We start from the raw sequence: 16,025 nt of genomic DNA, 5'->3' as shown, positions 1-16,025 counted from the left end.
ATCGCAATCACCAAAGAAAGGTAAAGTGACGGAGTAAAGAAAAACGCAAAGCAGCAGGTCAGTACACCTTTACTTGCCTTTGACGTACGCCGCGGCGACCTCTCCGAGCACCTGCGTGAGGATCCCGCTGCCCGGCGGGACGAGCGAGGGTTCGTACGTCCAGGCGTGACCGATCCAAGGGTCGGCGAGATGGTCGTCGGGAACGGGCGTCAGTCGCATGAGCGAACGCCACAGCGGGTCGAGCAAGGGACCGTAGGCAGCGGCGTCCTCGCGGTCCGCCACCATCAGCAGGTGCACCCCGACGGCCGGCCCCTCGTCGACGAGGTAGCGCAGCCGGGTCACGGCACGGTCGTCGAAGCCGTGCGGGAAGTCGTTGACGATCAGCAACTGCCGGGCCGTGTCCAGGTAGGGAGGCAGGGACTCGGCCGCGCCGCCACGAACCGCCATCTGCACCAGGTCGACGCGGCGCGTGAGCCGCTCCAGGACGTCTGTGACACCTGCCGCGCCCGCGGCCGGGGGCGTCACCGGTGCCCCGGACCGCGTCAGGGGTTCGAGGGCCCGGGCAGCCGCACCCGCCGGGTCGATGACCTCGACGGCGAGCTCCCCCGCCGGGTGAACGGCGAGCAGCCGGGCCGCGAGGGCCACTGCCGTCCGCAGTGCGAGCGATGGCACCTCGTCCGTGTCCAGGAAGGTCCCGTCGGGCGCCGTCGCGGGACCGCAGTCGATCCACAGACCCCGCTCCAATGGCAGTCTCACCAGCATCGGAATGCGCAGCGGGGCACTCTCGGGCAGGTGCAGATCGCCCAGCCGCAGGGCCATCGGCTGCTCGTCGGGCACACGGTAGGCGTGCCAGACGGGGTTGTCCCAGCGCGCGTACGCGGGGGGAAGAGCGGGCTCGACGACCTCCGCCTCGGCGGTGAGCTGGGCGAGGTCCCGGTCGAGCACTGCCCGCGCCTGATCGACAAGTTGTGAACGCCGGGCGTGGGCCGCCTCGCGCGCGGCGTTCCCCGCCCCGCCGAGCCGGTTTCGCGGGTCGGCGAGGGCCTGGTCGAGTTCCTTCTCCATCCGGGAGTCGGCGAAGTCCACGGCGCTCCGGTAGGCGGCCGTGGTGCGGGCCAGATCCTCGAACATGCCCCACACCTGGTTGTACAGCCGCTCGTCCATCGACCAGCCGGTCGCGTCCCCCGCGACGGGCCGCGCCGCCTGCCCGCCGGGTTCCGCCGGCGCCGGGGCCGCCGGTGGCGGGGCTGCATGCGGCGGGGGCGGGGCACTTGGCTGACCGCGGCGGGGGTGGGTGTAGTCGACGGGCCCCCCGCCGCCCGGCGCGGGCGGCGGGCCTTGGGAGGGCACACCGTCCTGGAGCGGCACTGTGCTCTGCGGCGGCAGGCCGTCGTGAGGCTGTGCCAGCCCGTCGTGATGCTGCGGCAGCGTGCCGCCCCCGTGCTGCGCCGGGCCCGGCTGCGGCGCGCCGTCCGCGAGCTGCGCCCCGCCCCGGAGACGGTCCGCCGCGTTAGGTGGAACCGTGTCCTGGAGCGGTGCCGAGGACTGTGCGGGTATTGCGCGGGAGAGGCCCAGGTCCACCGCGTCCTGGACGACTGCCGCGAGTTCACCGGCCCGGGGCAGGCCTTGGTCGGTGAGGAGCGCGGTCAGGCCGCCGGCGTAGCCCTGCCCCACTGCCCGTACCTTCCAGGCGCCCTGTCTGCGGTAGAGCTCCAGAGCGACGACAGCCGACTCGGCGTCCAGACCGGTGAGGGCGAAGCGGGCGATACCGGTGCCGTCGAGGTCGGTGACGGTCGCGCAGGGGGCGGCGACGGCACCGAAGCGGAAGGGGCCGCCCGCCTGGTCCGGCAGGGCGAGCAGCACGGTGACCCGGTGCACGGACTCGGGCAGAGCGGCCAGGTCGACGGCCAGCCGGTGTTCGGCGGCTGCCTGCCGGGAGACCTCGATGCCGGGCAGGGCGGGGGCGCCGGGGTGGGCCACCCACTCGGCGCCGTGCACGACGCCGTTCTCGTCGCCGAGCGTGGCCCCCGCGAGGACCGGTGCTCCGGCCGATATCCGGATCTCCAGCCGGAGCTGGGTCAGCGGATGGTTCTGCCCCCGCACCAGTTCGGCGGTCATCGCCGTCGCCCCCCTGCGTCATGGTGTCGTCACCGGGCCGCCCTGTGCGCGGGCGGCTTGTCCTACAGGTGCGGCTGGATCGCCGGCATCAGATCCTGGAAGGTGCGTCCGTTGGCCGCGGTACCCAGGGCGGTCATCGTCCAGCCCGCACCGGCGCGGTGCACCTTGGCCATGATCTGGGCGGTGTACTGGCCGCCTCCCGCGAGGGTGTACCGGGCGAGTTCCTGGCCGTTGGTCTCGTCGACGAGGCGGCAGAACGCGTTCTCCACCTCCTGGAACGTCTGGCCGGTGAACGAGTTCACCGTGAACACGATCTGGTCGACGTGGACCGGGACGCGCTGGAGGTCGACGAGGATGGCCTCGTCGTCACCTCCCTGGCCGACGCCGCCGACGAGGTTGTCGCCGGTGTGCCGCACGGAGCCGTCGTCGCTCACCAGGTGGCGGAAGAACACCACGTCGACCGGCTGCTTGTCGGCGAAGAGCACCGCCGAGGCGTCCAGGTCGATCTCGCGCGTGCGCGAGCCGAACAGGCCACGCCGCTTGGCCGCCTGCCAGCCGAGCCCCATCCGGACCGCGGTCAGGGTGCCCCCGTCCTTCTTCTCCAGGCTGATGGCCTGACCCTTGGTCAAGTTGACGGTCACGGCTGAATTCCCTTCTCGGTGTTCCCCTGTTACCGCGCGTGCGCGGTTGTCCAGAACCCTACGCAGGGGCACTGACAGTGCCGAACCCCGGCATGTGCTTTGTGGCGGTGTTGCAACACTCGGCAGGCCGGCCGGGGCCCGGTCCGGCAGGGCCGGTCAGGCCAGGCCCGCCTCCCGCATCTGCCGCAGTTCCTTCTTCATCTCGGAGACCTCGTCACGCAGCCGTGCAGCGATCTCGAACTGCAGTTCCGCGGCGGCGGCACGCATGCGTTCGGTCATCTCCTCGATCTGTTCGGAGAGTTCGGCCGCGGGGCGGTCCGTAGGCACTGTGGCCCTGCCCTTCGCGGACTTGGCGGTCTGGCCGGCCTTCGCGCCCTTGGCCGCCTTGTCGCCGAGCGACGGAACGGGTGCCTTGGCGCCCTTGCCGTCCTTCAGGTTGCGATAGCCGGAGCCGAGCAGTTGTTCGGTGTCGACCTGCTCACGGGCGATCTGGGCGACGATGTCGTTGATCTTCTTGCGGAGCGGCTGCGGGTCGATGCCGTTGGCCTTGTTGTACGCGACCTGCTTCTCCCGCCGGCGGTTGGTCTCGTCGATGGCCTTCTCCATCGCCGGGGTGATCTTGTCGGCGTACATGTGGACCTGACCGGAGACGTTCCGGGCCGCACGGCCGATGGTCTGGATCAGGGAGGTACCCGACCGCAGGAAGCCTTCCTTGTCCGCATCCAGGATCGCCACCAGGGACACCTCGGGCAGGTCGAGGCCCTCCCGCAGGAGGTTGATGCCCACCAGGACGTCGAACTCGCCGGCGCGCAGTTCGCGCAGCAGCTCGACGCGGCGCAGGGTGTCGACGTCGCTGTGGAGGTAGCGCACCTGGATGCCCAGCTCCAGGAAGTAGTCGGTGAGGTCCTCGGCCATCTTCTTGGTGAGCGTGGTGACCAGGACGCGCTCGTCCTTGTCGGTGCGGGTGCGGATCTCGTGCACCAGGTCGTCGATCTGGCCCTCGGTGGGCTTGACGACGACCTCCGGGTCGACGAGTCCGGTCGGGCGGATGATCTGCTCCACGACGCCGTCCCCGCGGGACAGCTCGTACGTCCCCGGAGTCGCCGACAGGTAGACGGTCTGTCCGATGCGCTCCTGGAACTCCTCCCACTTCAGGGGCCTGTTGTCGAGGGCGGAGGGCAGCCGGAATCCGTGGTCGACGAGGGTGCGCTTGCGGGAGGCGTCGCCCTCGTACATGGCGCCGATCTGCGGGACGGTGACATGGGACTCGTCGATGACGAGCAGGAAGTCGTCCGGGAAGTAGTCCAGCAGGGTGTTGGGCGGGGAGCCGGGCAGGCGGCCGTCGAAGTGCATCGAGTAGTTCTCCACGCCGGAGCAGGTGCCGATCTGGCGGAGCATCTCGATGTCGTACGTCGTGCGCATCCGCAGGCGCTGGGCCTCCAGGAGCTTGCCCTGCTTCTCCAGCTCGGCCAGGCGCTCCCCCAGCTCCTTCTCGATGTCGTTGACGGCCCGCTCCATGCGTTCGGGGCCCGCGACGTAGTGGGAGGCGGGGAACACGTACAGCTGCTGGTCGTCGCTGATGATCTCGCCGGTGACCGGGTGCAGCGTGGACAGCGCCTCGATCTCGTCGCCGAACATCTCGATGCGGACGGCCAGCTCCTCGTAGACCGGGAAGATCTCGATGGTGTCGCCGCGGACCCGGAAGGTGCCGCGGGCGAACGCCAGGTCGTTGCGCGTGTACTGGATCTCGACGAAGCGGCGCAGCAGTTGGTCCCGGTCGATCTCGTCGCCTACGCGGAGGGGGACCATGCGGTCGACGTACTCCTGCGGCGTGCCGAGGCCGTAGATGCAGGACACCGAGGCGACCACGATGACGTCGCGCCGGGTGAGCAGCGAGTTGGTGGCGGAGTGGCGCAGGCGTTCGACCTCCTCGTTGATCGAGGAGTCCTTCTCGATGTAGGTGTCCGACTGCGGTACGTAGGCCTCGGGCTGGTAGTAGTCGTAGTACGAGACGAAGTATTCGACCGCGTTGTTCGGGAGGAGCTCGCGGAACTCGTTGGCCAGCTGGGCGGCCAGGGTCTTGTTCGGCGCCATGACGAGCGTGGGGCGCTGGAGCTTCTCGATCATCCACGCCGTGGTGGCGGACTTGCCGGTGCCGGTGGCGCCGAGCAGGACGACGTCCTTCTCCCCGGCCTGGATGCGCTGGGCCAGGTCGGCGATGGCGGTCGGCTGGTCGCCGCTGGGCTGGTAGGGGCTGACGACCTCGAAGGGCGCCACCGTGCGTTCGATGTGGGAAACGGGCCGCATGGGTTCCACCGTACGACCCCGCACTGACAACGGGGCCTGATCAGCGGTTCTGCGGGGTGCGCGGGCTGTGGTGGCCGGGCCCGCGGGAGGGGAGGCGGGCGGGGCGGAGCGGTTGGCGGCGGCCCAGGTGGGAGGCGACGGCGGCGGCCGGGACGCCGGGTTTGCGTTCGACCGGGGTCCAGTCGGGCCGGCCCGCGACCATGTGAGGGTCGAACATGACCACGATGCCCGCGATGAGCAGGAAGGTGAGCGGGCCGATCAGCATCGGGGCGAGTGCGGAGGCCGCCGACGCGCCCGTGCCGGCGTCGGAGGTGCCGTGCAGGTGGACGGTGAGCGCGGCCATGCCGGTGTAGTGCATGCCGCTCACGGCGAGCCCCATCACCAGGCTCGCTCCCACGCTCCACAGGAAGCCTCTGACCTGACCGGCCGCCCAGAGGGCGGCGGTGGCGGCGACGACCGCGATGACGACGGAGACGGCGACGGTGATGGTGTTGTAGGTGAACCGCCCGTCGAACTGCATGCCGGCCATGCCGAGGTAGTGCATCGAGGCGACGCCCAGACCGGTGATTGTGCCGCCGGTGAACAGCGCGGTCCCGGTGGCGCCCCGGTAGCCGACGATGAAGATCCCGACGCCGACCATGACGATGGCGAGGCCGAGGCTCGCATAGGTGATCGGCTTGTCGTAATGGATGGGTGCCTCGTCGATGGTGAAGCCCATCATGGCGACGAAGTGCATGGTCCATATGCCGGAACCGATGGCGGCCGAGCCGAGGGCCAGCCAGGCGGGCCGGCGGGAGTGCCTGACCAGCAAGGACCGGGTGGTACAGCGCAGGCCGAGAGCGCCCCCGAGGCAGGCCATCAGGTAGGCCACCAGCGGCGTGACGGCCCCGTAGCTGAATCCGTCGACCGTGCCTTGCATGCGCGGCTGCCTTTCCGCCTTTTACATCCCGGAATGCCAGAAAACGTGCCCCCTGCCCGGACCGCCCCCGCGGCCAGGGTTGACGCTGAGAGTATGACCCGAGCCGGAATGGTCGAACGATTTTCCGGCAAAGAAACACGGCCTTGCCCCAGTTGTGCGGCACCGGTGTGCACTCCTGGTCATCCGTATGCCCTCTGTGGACCTCCTGCGCCCAGGCGGCACTGACGCTCTGCTGTCAGTCTGAAGCTGTCCGTGTTCGCCGACGTGAGGAGGACGCATGCACGCGCGCGCAGTTGCCGTCACGGCCACCGCGGTCCTGGGGACGGCAGCCCTGATGAGCCCGACCTCGGACGCCCGGGCCGGCGATACCGGCGAACCGACGGTGATCGCCCACCGCGGGGCCTCCGCGTACGCTCCGGAGAACACCCTGGCCTCGATCGACAAGGCGGCCGCGCTGGGCTTCCACTGGGTGGAGAACGACGTCCAGCGCACCAAGGACGGCAGCCTGGTCGTCATCCACGACGACAGCCTGAAGCGCACCACGAACGTCGAGCAGGTCTTCCCCGGCCGGGCCCCCTGGAAGGTGAAGGACTTCACCGCCGCCGAGATCGCCCGGCTGGACGCGGGCAGCTGGTTCTCCCCCGCCTACACGGGCACGCGCGTGCCGACGCTCGCGCAGTACATGCGCCGGGTCGAGCACAACCACGAGAAACTGCTCCTGGAGATCAAGAACCCGGAGCTGTACCCGGGCATCGAGAAGCAGACCATGAAGCTCCTCGACAACGAGGGCTGGCTGGACGGGCGCCACCGCGGGCGTCTGATCGTGCAGAGCTTCAGCGCGGACAGCATCCGTACCGTCCACCAGCTGGAGCCCAAGGTCACCACCGCCTACCTCGGCCGGCCCTCCGTGGGCCAACTGCAGGGCTACGCGGAATTCACCGATCTGATCAATCCCTCGTACGGGAAACTCACCGGCGCCTACGTCTCGACGGTGCACGCACTCGACGGACCGCACGGCAGGCCGCTCGGCGTGTTCGCCTGGACGGTGAACGACGCGGCCACCGCGTCGAAGGTCGCCGCGTACGGCGTGGACGGCGTGATCACCAACAAGCCCGACGTGGTGTGTGCGGCGCTGAACGCCGCGCACTGAGCGGGCCGAAGGGGCCGGGCGGACGGCGTTGTCAGTGGTGGGCCGTACCGTGGGCGCATGGACACGGATGGGCAGGAAGAGCAGCGGGTGGTGTGGGCCGTGGTGGCCACCGGCATCGGTCCCCTGATGCTGGTGGCGACCCGTGACGGGCTGGTCAACGTCGTCTTCCACGCGACGGACCGGGTGCGCGACCGCACCCTGGAGCGGCTGGCGGCCCGGCTGGGCGGCGAGCCCGTCGAGGATCCCGGTTCGCCGCTGCTGGCCGAGGCCACACGCCAGGTCGAGGAGTACCTCGCGGGTGAGCGCCACGCTTTCGACCTGCCGCTGGACTGGTCGCTGATCTCCGGCTTCAACCGGCAGGTGCTGCGCGAACTGGCCTCCGGGGTGCCGTACGGCACGGTGGTGGGCTACGGCGATCTGGCCGGCCGGGTCGGGCAGCCGGGCGGTGCTCAGGCGGTGGGCGCGGCCATGGGCGCCAATCCGCTGCCGGTGGTGGTGCCGTGCCACCGGGTGGTGGAGAGCGACGGCGGTATCGGAGGGTTCGGAGGCGGGCTGGAGACCAAGCGGAAGCTGCTCGCCCTTGAGGGCGTGCTGCCCGAGCCGCTGTTCTGACGGTCGCCCCCTCGGGGCGGGGGCCGCTACGCGTAGTGCCGGGCTTCGACGATGTTGCCGTCGGGATCCCGGAAGTAGAAGCTGCGGTCGGCGTTCCCCCGGGCCCCGTAGGAGTCGTGGCCGATGTCGCTCATGGGGACACCGTGCTCGTCGAGGCGGGCGCGCAGGGCATCGAAGTCCCCGGCCGGCAGGGCCAGGCAGACGTGGTTGACGGGGTGGCCGGCGCTGTCGGCCGCGCCGGGCAGCATGTTCATGCGCTCCGCGACGGTGCGCGGGGCGAGGTCGAGGATTGTCTCCTCGTTGACCCGCACGGAGGGGAACGTCACCTTTCCCTCCGTGAACTCGGCGACGCGCAGGGGCTCCAGGCCGAGCGTCCGCTCGTAGAACCCGGCAGCGGCGACCGGATCGGTCACCCACAGGACGATGTGGTCGAGGCGGGTGCGGTAGTTCGTCATGCGGCCCAGGCTGGCGGCATCCCCGGCGCACCGCAACCGTGCGTCCCGGCGGCGTACCGCTGCGGCGGCCGTTCCCCTGACGCCCGTACACCTCCCCTGCGCCCGCCGGAGTCCGCGGCCCACGTTTACACCGGTGCCGAGCCCGCCAGAGATGAGGAAGGACCAACGGACAGGAGGCGGTGCGTGGTGCTGATGGTGTCGGAAGAGGTCCGGGAGGCCCTGGGCGCACGGCGGCCGGTGGTGGCCCTGGAGTCCACGATCATCGCGCACGGGCTGCCCCGGCCGCGCAACCTGCAAGTGGCTCTGCAGCTGGAGGAGTCGGTACGGCAGGAGGGCGCCGTACCCGCGACCATCGCCGTGCTGGACGGGCATCCCCATGTGGGCCTGGACAAGGAGCAGTTGGAGCGGGTCGCGAACGAGGACGGCATCCGCAAGCTGGGGCACCGGGACCTGCCCCTGGCGATGGCGACCGGGGCGAGCGGAGCGACGACGGTGTCGGCGACCGCGCGGCTCGCGGCGCTGGCGGGCCTGCGGGTGTTCGCGACCGGCGGACTGGGCGGTGTGCACCGGGAGTGGACGGTGACGCAGGACGAGTCCGCCGATCTGCGCCTGCTGGCGCGCACCCGGATCACTGTGGTGTGCGCGGGGGTGAAGTCGATCCTGGACGTGCCGGCGACCCTGCAACGCCTGGAAACGCTGGGGGTGTCGGTCGCCGGGTACGGCACGGACCGGTTCCCCGGGTTCTACCTCGCCGACTCCGGTCACCCGGTCGACTGGACGCTGAGCAGCCCTGAGCAGGTCGCCGATGTCATGCGGGCCCAGGAGGCGCTCCGCGCCCCCCATTCGGCGCTGATCGTCGCCAATCCCGTTCCGGAGGCGGAGCAACTCGATCCGGGTCTCCACGCGCGCGTCCTCGCCGACGCGCTGAACGCCTGCGCGGAGGCGGGCATCACCGGCCAGGCGGTCACGCCGTTCCTGCTGGACTACCTGGTGCGGCACACCGACGGGGCCTCGCTGAGCGCCAACCTCGCGGCGGTGCGCGGCAATGTACGGCTGGCCGCACGGATCGCCGCGACGTGGACGAAGGTGTGACGGCGGGGCGGAACGGTGCGCTGCTGGTCGTCGGCGACGTCGTCACCGATGTCGTGGCCCGCCACCGGGGGCCGCTCGCGACCGGTACGGACACGGTCGCCGCGATCCGGCTGCTGCCGGGCGGGGCCGGTGCGAACGTGGCCTGCTGGGCCGCCCACACCGGCTGCGCGGACGTACGCCTGCTGGGGCGGGTCGGCGCGGACTCGGCGGCATGGCACGAGCGGGAGCTGGTCACGGCCGGGGTGCGCCCCCGTCTGGTGGTCGACCCGCGGGCGGCGACCGGCACCGTGATCTGTCTGGTCGACGGGGGCGCGGCGGCCGAGCGCACGTTCCTCACGGACAGCGGTGCGTCCCTGCGGCTCGAACCGGACGACTGGTCGGACGCGATGCTCGACGGCGTCGCCCGGCTGCATCTGTCGGGCTACCTGCTGTTCTCGGAACCGAGCCGGGCTCTGGCGGCGGTGGCGCTCGCGGCGGCACGCGCGCGTGGGGTTCCGGTCAGCATGGATCCGGCGTCGGCCGGGTTCCTCGCCGAGCTGGAGGTCGACCGTTTCCTGGCGTTCGCAAAGGGACTGGACGTGCTGATGCCGAGCCGGGACGAGGCGTGCCTGCTGACGGGGCTGTCCGATCCGGCGGACGCGGCGGCCGAGCTGAGCCGTCTGTTCCCCCTGGTCGTGGCCAAGTCGGGTGTGCGGGGAGCCCTGGTGGCGCGGGCCGGGAGCGTGCTCGCACGGGTCCCGGCGCCGCCGGCGACCGCCCGTGACTCGACGGGCGCGGGGGACGCCTTCACCGGGGCGTTCCTCGCCGCGCTCGTCGCGGGAGCGCACCCGGAGGAGGCGGCGGCACGCGGCTGCCGGGCGGGGGCACGGGCGGTGGAACGGGTGGGCGGCAGACCGCCGCATGCGGGCGCGAACTGACGCCAAGGGGGCGGGAACTCGGGCGCGCGACGACGTGGGTGCGCCCCGACCGGTCGTCCCGTCCCGTCGCCCAGCCGGTCGGTTCGGCCGGTCGGTTCAGCAGGTCTTCCTCGCGGGTCGGCTCAGGCTTTGCGCCCCCACGCGGAGATCATCGGCGCGGTGGTCAGGTCCATGGCGCCGGACTCGACGTTGGCCAGGTGCTGGTCGATCTCCTGGTCGGTGGCCAGTCCGGCGGCCACCAGCCGGTCGCGGATCTGCCGGACGGTGGCGGACTCCAGGGCGGTGCAGGCGGGCGAGGTCATGGGGAAGTAGGCGTCGGCGTGGACCTCGCGCAGCCCCGCCTCGCGCAGCAGTCGCGGGAGCCTGCGGCCGTAGGCCAGGTCGGCGCCGCGCTCGGCGAGCAGGCTGCGGAAGCCCTGCCGCAGCCGGTTGGCGAGCCGCTGCTCGGGCCCGTACTCGTCGGGGCAGGTCAGCGGCTGCAGAGCCGGGTCGGCATCCTCGACGAGCAGCCAGCCGCCGGGCCTGAGTGCCTCGATCATGGACCCCAGGGCCTTTTCCCGGTCCGGCACATGGACGAGGACGAGCCGGGCGTGCACCAGGTCGAACCCCTCCCCCGGCGGTTCCTCGGCGCTCACGTCGTGGACGCGCACCTCGACCGGCGGCCGGGCGGCGGCAGCGAGCCGTGAGGTGTCGATGTCGGTGGCGACGACCTGCCCGGTGGGTCCGACCCGCTGGGCGAGCCAGGACACCACGGAAGTGCCGCCGGCCCCGACCTCCCAGCAACGCCGGCCGGCCATCGCGCCCAGGCCTTCGATGTGCCTGAAGGTCGTGGGGTCGAAGAGGTGGGCGAAGGCGTCGAAGCGTTCTGCGGCCTCGGCGTGCTGGTTGTCGAGGAGATAGCCGTCGGATGGCGTCATGGCGGAATCATCTCAGTGCTCCGCGCACCCGGCCGGTCGGCTCTGTGTCCACAGGCGGGAACAAAGCGGAATCTCCTGTTCCCACAGGTCCGCACGCGGATCGGCCCTGGCTGGCACACTGGCGGTCCACGACGCGGAAGCGTGGTGCGAGGGGATGCACACGAGGAGATCCAGGGGAGACAGAGATGTCGATGGCGGGGAATCTGCGCAAGGTCACCGGGCTGAGCAGGGTCGGCGGCCTGCGCAAGGTGGCGCGGCTGGCCCGGCGGCGGCCGCGCGTGGACCTGAGCCATCCCGCCCGGTCGCCGCTGGGCTCCTCCGTGGTGAACTGCGTGATGTACCAGGACGGCCGGCGGGTCCCAGGCTGCGCGGACCTGGTGGACGCGGTCCGCATGGTGCGCAAGAGCGGCGAGGGCTTCGTCTGGCTGGGACTGCACGAGCCGACGGACGGTGAGTTCGCGGGCGTCGCCGAGCTGTTCGACCTGCATCCACTGGCCGTGGAGGACGCGGTCGAGGCCCATCAGCGGCCGAAGCTGGAGCGGTACGGCGAGACGCTGTTCGCGGTGTTCAAGACCGTCTGCTACGTGGAGCACGAGCAACTGACCGCGACGAGCGAGGTGGTGGACACCGGGGAGATCATGGTGTTCACCGGCGCGGACTTCGTCATCACGGTACGGCACGGGCGGCACGGCTCCCTGGGCCCGTTGCGTGAGGAGTTGGAGTCGGACCCGCAGCAGCTCGCGAAGGGGCCGGCGGCGGTGCTGCACGCGATAGCGGACCACGTCGTCGACGACTACCTGCACGTCACCGACGCGGTGCAGGCCGACATCGATCAGGTCGAGACGGAGGTGTTCTCCGAGAGCGGTGCGCGGACGGACCCGGGGCGCATCTACCAGATGAAGCGGGAACTGCTGGAGCTGAAGCGGGCGGTGGTGCCGCTGGCCCGTCCGGTGGAGGATCTGGCGACCCGGCCCATCCAGGTGGTCGACCCGGAGATACAGGCCTACTTCCGGGACGTCCTCGACCATCTGATGAGGGCCAAGGAGCAGATCGCCGCGTTCGACGAACTCCTGAACTCCATTCTGCAGGCGCATCTGGCGCAGGTGACGGTCGCGCAGAACGAGGACATGCGGAAGATCACGGCCTGGGCCGCGGTGATCGCCGTGCCGACGATGGTGTGCGGGGTGTACGGCATGAACTTCGACCACATGCCGGAGTTGCACTGGCGGTTGGGCTACCCCCTCGTCATAGCCGTGATAGCAGGGGCGTGCCTGGTGCTGTACCGGGGCTTCAGGCGCAACGGCTGGCTCTGATCACAACCGGCGCTGATCACGGCCGGCACGTTTCACGGCTGGCACTCTTCACGACCGGCACGTGTCACGGCCGGCTCCGGTCAGCCGCTCCAGGCGGGGTGGCGGGGGTCGTCGGCGCGGACGAGGACGTCGGCCGTGCCGGCCGGGTCGGTCTCGGTGTCGTAGCGCTCGAAGGCGGGGAGCGTCCAGTGCTCGGCGTCGGGCGTGCGGCGGCGCAGGGCGCCCGGGGAGAGGAGGAGGTGGACGGTCAGGTCGAAGGGAAACCAGTGGCACAGCAGGAGGGGGCCGTGGACCAACAGCACTCCGCCGGGCGGGAGTTGGACGTAGGGGCTGCGGGTGGCGCGGTCGGTGGCCGGGTCCCAGAGGTCGGGCAGGACGCGGCCGTCGCCTCCCGGGTCGAGCGGTCCGAAGACCTCGCGCCACAGGGCGCCGGTGTCGAACCAGCCGCCGTAGTACGACTCCGCGTCGCGCCGACCGTGCTCCAGCCGGAGCGAGGCGGGGCGCAGGAAACCCTGGGTGCCGACGACGAGCGAGGGCCGCCCCCGTACGCGCAAGGCCTCCCCGACGCGCTCGGCGAGGTCCTGGGGGCGCGCGGCCGGGGCGCCGTCGACGCCGACGCGCAGCCATTCGCCGCCGTCGGCGGGCGTCAGGCCGGTCAGCCGGTCGGCGAGCAGTCCACCGAGCCGCTCCCAGGTGATCGCTTCGAGTCGCACAGGGCCCATGATGCCTCGCCGATCGGGCAGGGAGAGAGGAGGGCGGCGGGACGGGAGGCGGCGAGGCAGGCGGGGAATGAAGCGCGTATGGCAGGGTCGGTGATGTCTCGCTCCTTCGGCGGACTTGTGGTGGTGCGGCCGCTCAGGCACACCCGTTGCCGCGGATGCCGGCGGGGGCCGTTGCCGCTGCTCTTCCTGGGGGAGGGCGCGCCGCGGTGCCTCGACTGCGCGGATCTCGGGCATCTGGTGTTCCTGCCGCGCGGGGACACCGCGTTGACCCGGAGGTCGCGGGAGGAGAGCACGCTGTCCGCCGTGGTGGTGCGGTTCAACCGGCGCAAGGGCCGGTACGAACGGCAGGGCGTGCTGGTGGAGGAGGCCGCGCTCGCGCGGGCCGAGGCGCGGTGTCTCGCGGATGCCGAGGCACGGCGCCGGCGGCGGGCGCGGGACGCGAGGCGCCGGGCGGTGGCGGACGAGAGGTTCGCTGCGGCGTTCGCCGCGGAGATCCTGCGGCTGCTGCCGGGCTGCCCGGTCGACCGGGCCGTCGCCATCGCGACTCACGCGTCCGTGCGGGGCAGTGGACGGGTGGGGCGCAGCGCGGCGGGGCGGGCGCTGTCGCGGGAGGCGGTGATCTCCGCGGTGGTGGCGTCCGTGCGGCATGTGGACACGCCGTACGACCAGTTGCTGATGAGCGGGGTGGAGAGGCATGAGGCGCGGCGGCGGATCGCGGCGGCGGTGTGGGACGTGGTGCGGGAGTGGGAGGAGGCGGCGGATGTGGGCTGACACGGGGGATCCGGGCCGGACGGCCGGACCGCGGGGCCCGGGGTCGAGGTGGGGGGCGTGATCGGCGGACCGTACTTCGTGCTGGTCGTGACCGGAGTGCTGACGACCGGGGTGATGGCCGGGGTGTTCTGTGCGTTCTCGACGCTGGTGATGAGCGGGCTGGCCGGGCTGCCGCCCGCGCAGGGCGTCGCCGCGATGAGCTCGGTCAACCTGGTCGCCCCGCGGCCGGCTTTCATGTGCGTCTTCCTCGGTACGGCGGTGGTGTCCGTGATGATCGCCGTGGTGACGTTCGTGGTGTGGCCGGGCGAGGGCAAGGCGGCGCTGCTGGTGGGCAGCGCGCTGTATCTGTTCGGTTCGCTCGTGGTCATGGTGAGCGGCGGCCGCCGTTTCCTACGTCCTGGCCCTCACCTGACCCGCTCCTGCCGAGCCGCCTTCCCCCTCCCCCCGCTGCCCCTCGCCGCGCAGCGACCGGCGGTCGTAGCTCTGCGGGGGCGGGGGCAGGGGTGCGGACGTATCGTGGCGAAAGGAGTGCGGCTCGCAGGACGCACGGCCCGTCGTACACCGGGGGCCCCTGGTGTACGGACGCGAGGAAGACGACCATGGCCGATCCCAAGGGGTTCATGACGACGCCGCGCGAGGAGTGGCCGCGGCGGCCCGTCGGGGAGCGGGTGCGGGACTGGGACGAGATCTACGTCCCCGGGGCGCTGCTGCCCATCGTCAGCAAGCAGGCCGACCGCTGTATGGACTGCGGGGTGCCGTTCTGCCACGACGCCTGTCCGCTGGGCAATCTGATCCCCGAGTGGAACGAGCTGGTCTCCCGCGAGGACTGGCGGGCGGCGAGCGAACGGCTGCACGCGACGAACAACTTCCCCGAGTTCACCGGCCGGTTGTGCCCGGCGCCGTGCGAGGCGGGGTGTGTGCTGGCGATCAACCAGCCGGCGGTCACCATCAAGAACGTCGAGTGCGCCATCGCCGACCGGGCCTGGGCGGAAGGCTTCGCGCCCCCGCGGCCGCCCGAGCGGCTCAGCGGGAAGACGGTCGCGGTGGTCGGTTCGGGGCCGACCGGGCTCGCGGCCGCGCAGCAGCTGACGCGGGCGGGGCACACGGTCGCCGTGTACGAGCGGCACGACCGGATCGGCGGGCTGATGCGGTACGGCATTCCCGCGTTCAAGATGGAGCGGCGGCACCTGGAACGGCGGATCGAGCAGATGCGGGCCGAGGGGACGAGGTTCCGTACGTCGACGACGGTCGGTCGGGACGTCCCGGCGACGGATCTGCGCACGCGCTACGACGCGGTGGTGATCGCCATCGGGGCGACCGCGTGGCGGGAACTCCCGGTGCCGGGGCGCGAGCTGGACGGCGTACATCAGGCGATGGAGTATCTGCCGTTGGCCGACCGGGTGTGCGAGGGGGACCTGGCGGTCTCACCGTTGTCCGCGGCCGGCCGGCATGTCGTCATCGTCGGCGGTGGGGACACGGGCGCGGACTGTCTGGGGACGGCGGTGCGGGAAGGAGCCGCGTCCGTGACGCAGCTGGACATCTACGCGCAGCCGGGTGCGGAGCGGGACGAGGACACGGAACCGTGGCCGACGTACCCGAAGCTGTACCGGTTGTCGGCCGCTCACGAGGAGGCGCGGGATCTGCGGACTGCGCCGGCGGCGGACGCGGACGCGCGGCTGTTCGCGGCCTCCACGCTCCGCTTCGACGGGGACGCGGAAGGCCATGTGCGGGCGCTGCACCTGGTCGAGGTCGACGCGGGGCGCCGGGCGGTTCCGGACAGTGGCCGGAGCCTGCCCGCCGACCTCGTGCTGCTCGCGCTCGGCTTCTCCGGGCCGGACCGGGCGGACGGCCTCGTCGACCAGCTCGGCCTCACGCTGGAGCCGCGCGGCACGATCGCCCGGGGCGCCGACTTCACGACCGGCGTCCCCGGGGTGTTCGCCGCGGGCGACGCGGCACGCGGGCAGTCGCTCATCGTCTGGGCGATCGCGGAGGGCCGGGCCGTGGCGGCGGCCGTCGACCACTATCTGACGGGCAGTGCACGGCTGCCGGCCCCGATATCGGCGTACGACCGCCCGATGACGGTCTAGCACC

General features: G+C 71.7%; 15 protein-coding genes. 8 read left to right on the top strand and 7 right to left on the bottom strand.

What is annotated here, in order from left to right:
- Positions 1-69 precede the first annotated feature (69 nt).
- The 4 genes from ABZ854_RS09775 to ABZ854_RS09760 all read right to left on the bottom strand — a co-directional run bounded on the left by ABZ854_RS09775 (position 70) and on the right by ABZ854_RS09760 (position 5,985).
- On the bottom strand, positions 70-2,118 hold the full coding sequence (locus ABZ854_RS09775) for a TerD family protein (RefSeq protein ID WP_361206951.1): 2,049 nt from the start codon (positions 2,116-2,118) through the stop codon (positions 70-72).
- 62 nt (positions 2,119-2,180) lie between these two features.
- Positions 2,181-2,759 (bottom strand): TerD family protein, encoded by a 579-nt coding sequence (locus ABZ854_RS09770; protein ID WP_129309736.1) that lies wholly within the window; start codon positions 2,757-2,759, stop codon positions 2,181-2,183.
- 156 nt (positions 2,760-2,915) lie between these two features.
- A complete protein-coding gene (uvrB, locus tag ABZ854_RS09765) occupies positions 2,916-5,066 on the bottom strand; it encodes an excinuclease ABC subunit UvrB (protein ID WP_361206948.1) in 2,151 nt (716 codons plus the stop codon).
- Positions 5,067-5,106: 40 nt separating this feature from the next.
- The gene (locus ABZ854_RS09760; RefSeq protein ID WP_361206945.1) at positions 5,107-5,985 is read right to left on the bottom strand and encodes an MHYT domain-containing protein; all 879 of its coding nucleotides are present in this window, start codon (positions 5,983-5,985) and stop codon (positions 5,107-5,109) included.
- A 277-nt stretch (positions 5,986-6,262) separates the two neighbouring features.
- Between ABZ854_RS09760 and ABZ854_RS09755 the strand changes: the two genes are divergently transcribed.
- Both ABZ854_RS09755 and ABZ854_RS09750 read left to right on the top strand, forming a co-directional pair.
- Complete coding sequence (locus ABZ854_RS09755; protein ID WP_361206942.1) at positions 6,263-7,135, top strand: glycerophosphodiester phosphodiesterase family protein; 873 nt, start codon at positions 6,263-6,265, stop codon at positions 7,133-7,135.
- Positions 7,136-7,192: 57 nt separating this feature from the next.
- Positions 7,193-7,747, top strand: coding sequence for a methylated-DNA--[protein]-cysteine S-methyltransferase (locus ABZ854_RS09750; protein WP_361206939.1), 555 nt, complete (start codon positions 7,193-7,195; stop codon positions 7,745-7,747).
- A 26-nt stretch (positions 7,748-7,773) separates the two neighbouring features.
- Here the strand turns inward: ABZ854_RS09750 and ABZ854_RS09745 are convergent, their stop codons facing one another.
- Positions 7,774-8,202, bottom strand: a complete 429-nt coding sequence (locus ABZ854_RS09745) for a VOC family protein (RefSeq protein ID WP_361206936.1) — start codon at positions 8,200-8,202, stop codon at positions 7,774-7,776.
- Positions 8,203-8,385: 183 nt separating this feature from the next.
- Here ABZ854_RS09745 and ABZ854_RS09740 point away from each other — a divergent pair, with 183 nt between their 5' ends.
- Both ABZ854_RS09740 and ABZ854_RS09735 read left to right on the top strand, forming a co-directional pair.
- Positions 8,386-9,294, top strand: coding sequence for a pseudouridine-5'-phosphate glycosidase (locus ABZ854_RS09740; RefSeq protein WP_361206933.1), 909 nt, complete (start codon positions 8,386-8,388; stop codon positions 9,292-9,294).
- On the top strand, positions 9,279-10,211 hold the full coding sequence (locus ABZ854_RS09735; RefSeq protein WP_361206930.1) for a PfkB family carbohydrate kinase: 933 nt from the start codon (positions 9,279-9,281) through the stop codon (positions 10,209-10,211). Before ABZ854_RS09740 ends, ABZ854_RS09735 begins: the two co-directional genes overlap by 16 nt.
- Positions 10,212-10,333: 122 nt before the next feature.
- On the opposite strand, the gene ABZ854_RS09730 is transcribed toward ABZ854_RS09735, so the two are convergent.
- A complete protein-coding gene (locus ABZ854_RS09730; protein ID WP_361206927.1) occupies positions 10,334-11,128 on the bottom strand; it encodes a methyltransferase domain-containing protein in 795 nt (264 codons plus the stop codon).
- 185 nt (positions 11,129-11,313) lie between these two features.
- Here ABZ854_RS09730 and ABZ854_RS09725 point away from each other — a divergent pair, with 185 nt between their 5' ends.
- Positions 11,314-12,441, top strand: coding sequence for a magnesium and cobalt transport protein CorA (locus ABZ854_RS09725; protein WP_361206924.1), 1,128 nt, complete (start codon positions 11,314-11,316; stop codon positions 12,439-12,441).
- A gap of 80 nt (positions 12,442-12,521) precedes the next feature.
- Here ABZ854_RS09725 and ABZ854_RS09720 read toward each other — a convergent pair whose 3' ends face one another.
- On the bottom strand, positions 12,522-13,154 hold the full coding sequence (locus tag ABZ854_RS09720) for a uridine kinase (protein WP_361206921.1): 633 nt from the start codon (positions 13,152-13,154) through the stop codon (positions 12,522-12,524).
- Positions 13,155-13,241: 87 nt separating this feature from the next.
- On the opposite strand from ABZ854_RS09720, the gene ABZ854_RS09715 reads away from it, so the two are divergent.
- From ABZ854_RS09715 to ABZ854_RS09705, 3 genes are read left to right on the top strand one after another with little or no spacing between them, the layout of a single operon-like run.
- A complete protein-coding gene (locus ABZ854_RS09715) occupies positions 13,242-13,934 on the top strand; it encodes a DUF2293 domain-containing protein (RefSeq protein WP_361206918.1) in 693 nt (230 codons plus the stop codon).
- A gap of 57 nt (positions 13,935-13,991) precedes the next feature.
- Positions 13,992-14,558, top strand: coding sequence for a hypothetical protein (locus ABZ854_RS09710; protein WP_361206915.1), 567 nt, complete (start codon positions 13,992-13,994; stop codon positions 14,556-14,558).
- Positions 14,534-16,021, top strand: a complete 1,488-nt coding sequence (locus ABZ854_RS09705) for a glutamate synthase subunit beta (protein WP_361206912.1) — start codon at positions 14,534-14,536, stop codon at positions 16,019-16,021. The genes ABZ854_RS09710 and ABZ854_RS09705 overlap by 25 nt, the downstream gene beginning before the upstream one ends.
- Positions 16,022-16,025 lie beyond the last annotated feature (4 nt).

Origin of the sequence: Streptomyces sp. NPDC047028 (assembly GCF_040644095.1) — a bacterium.
Taxonomy (GTDB): Bacteria; Actinomycetota; Actinomycetes; order Streptomycetales; family Streptomycetaceae; genus Streptomyces.
This window is presented reverse-complemented; position numbering and strand designations above follow the sequence as displayed.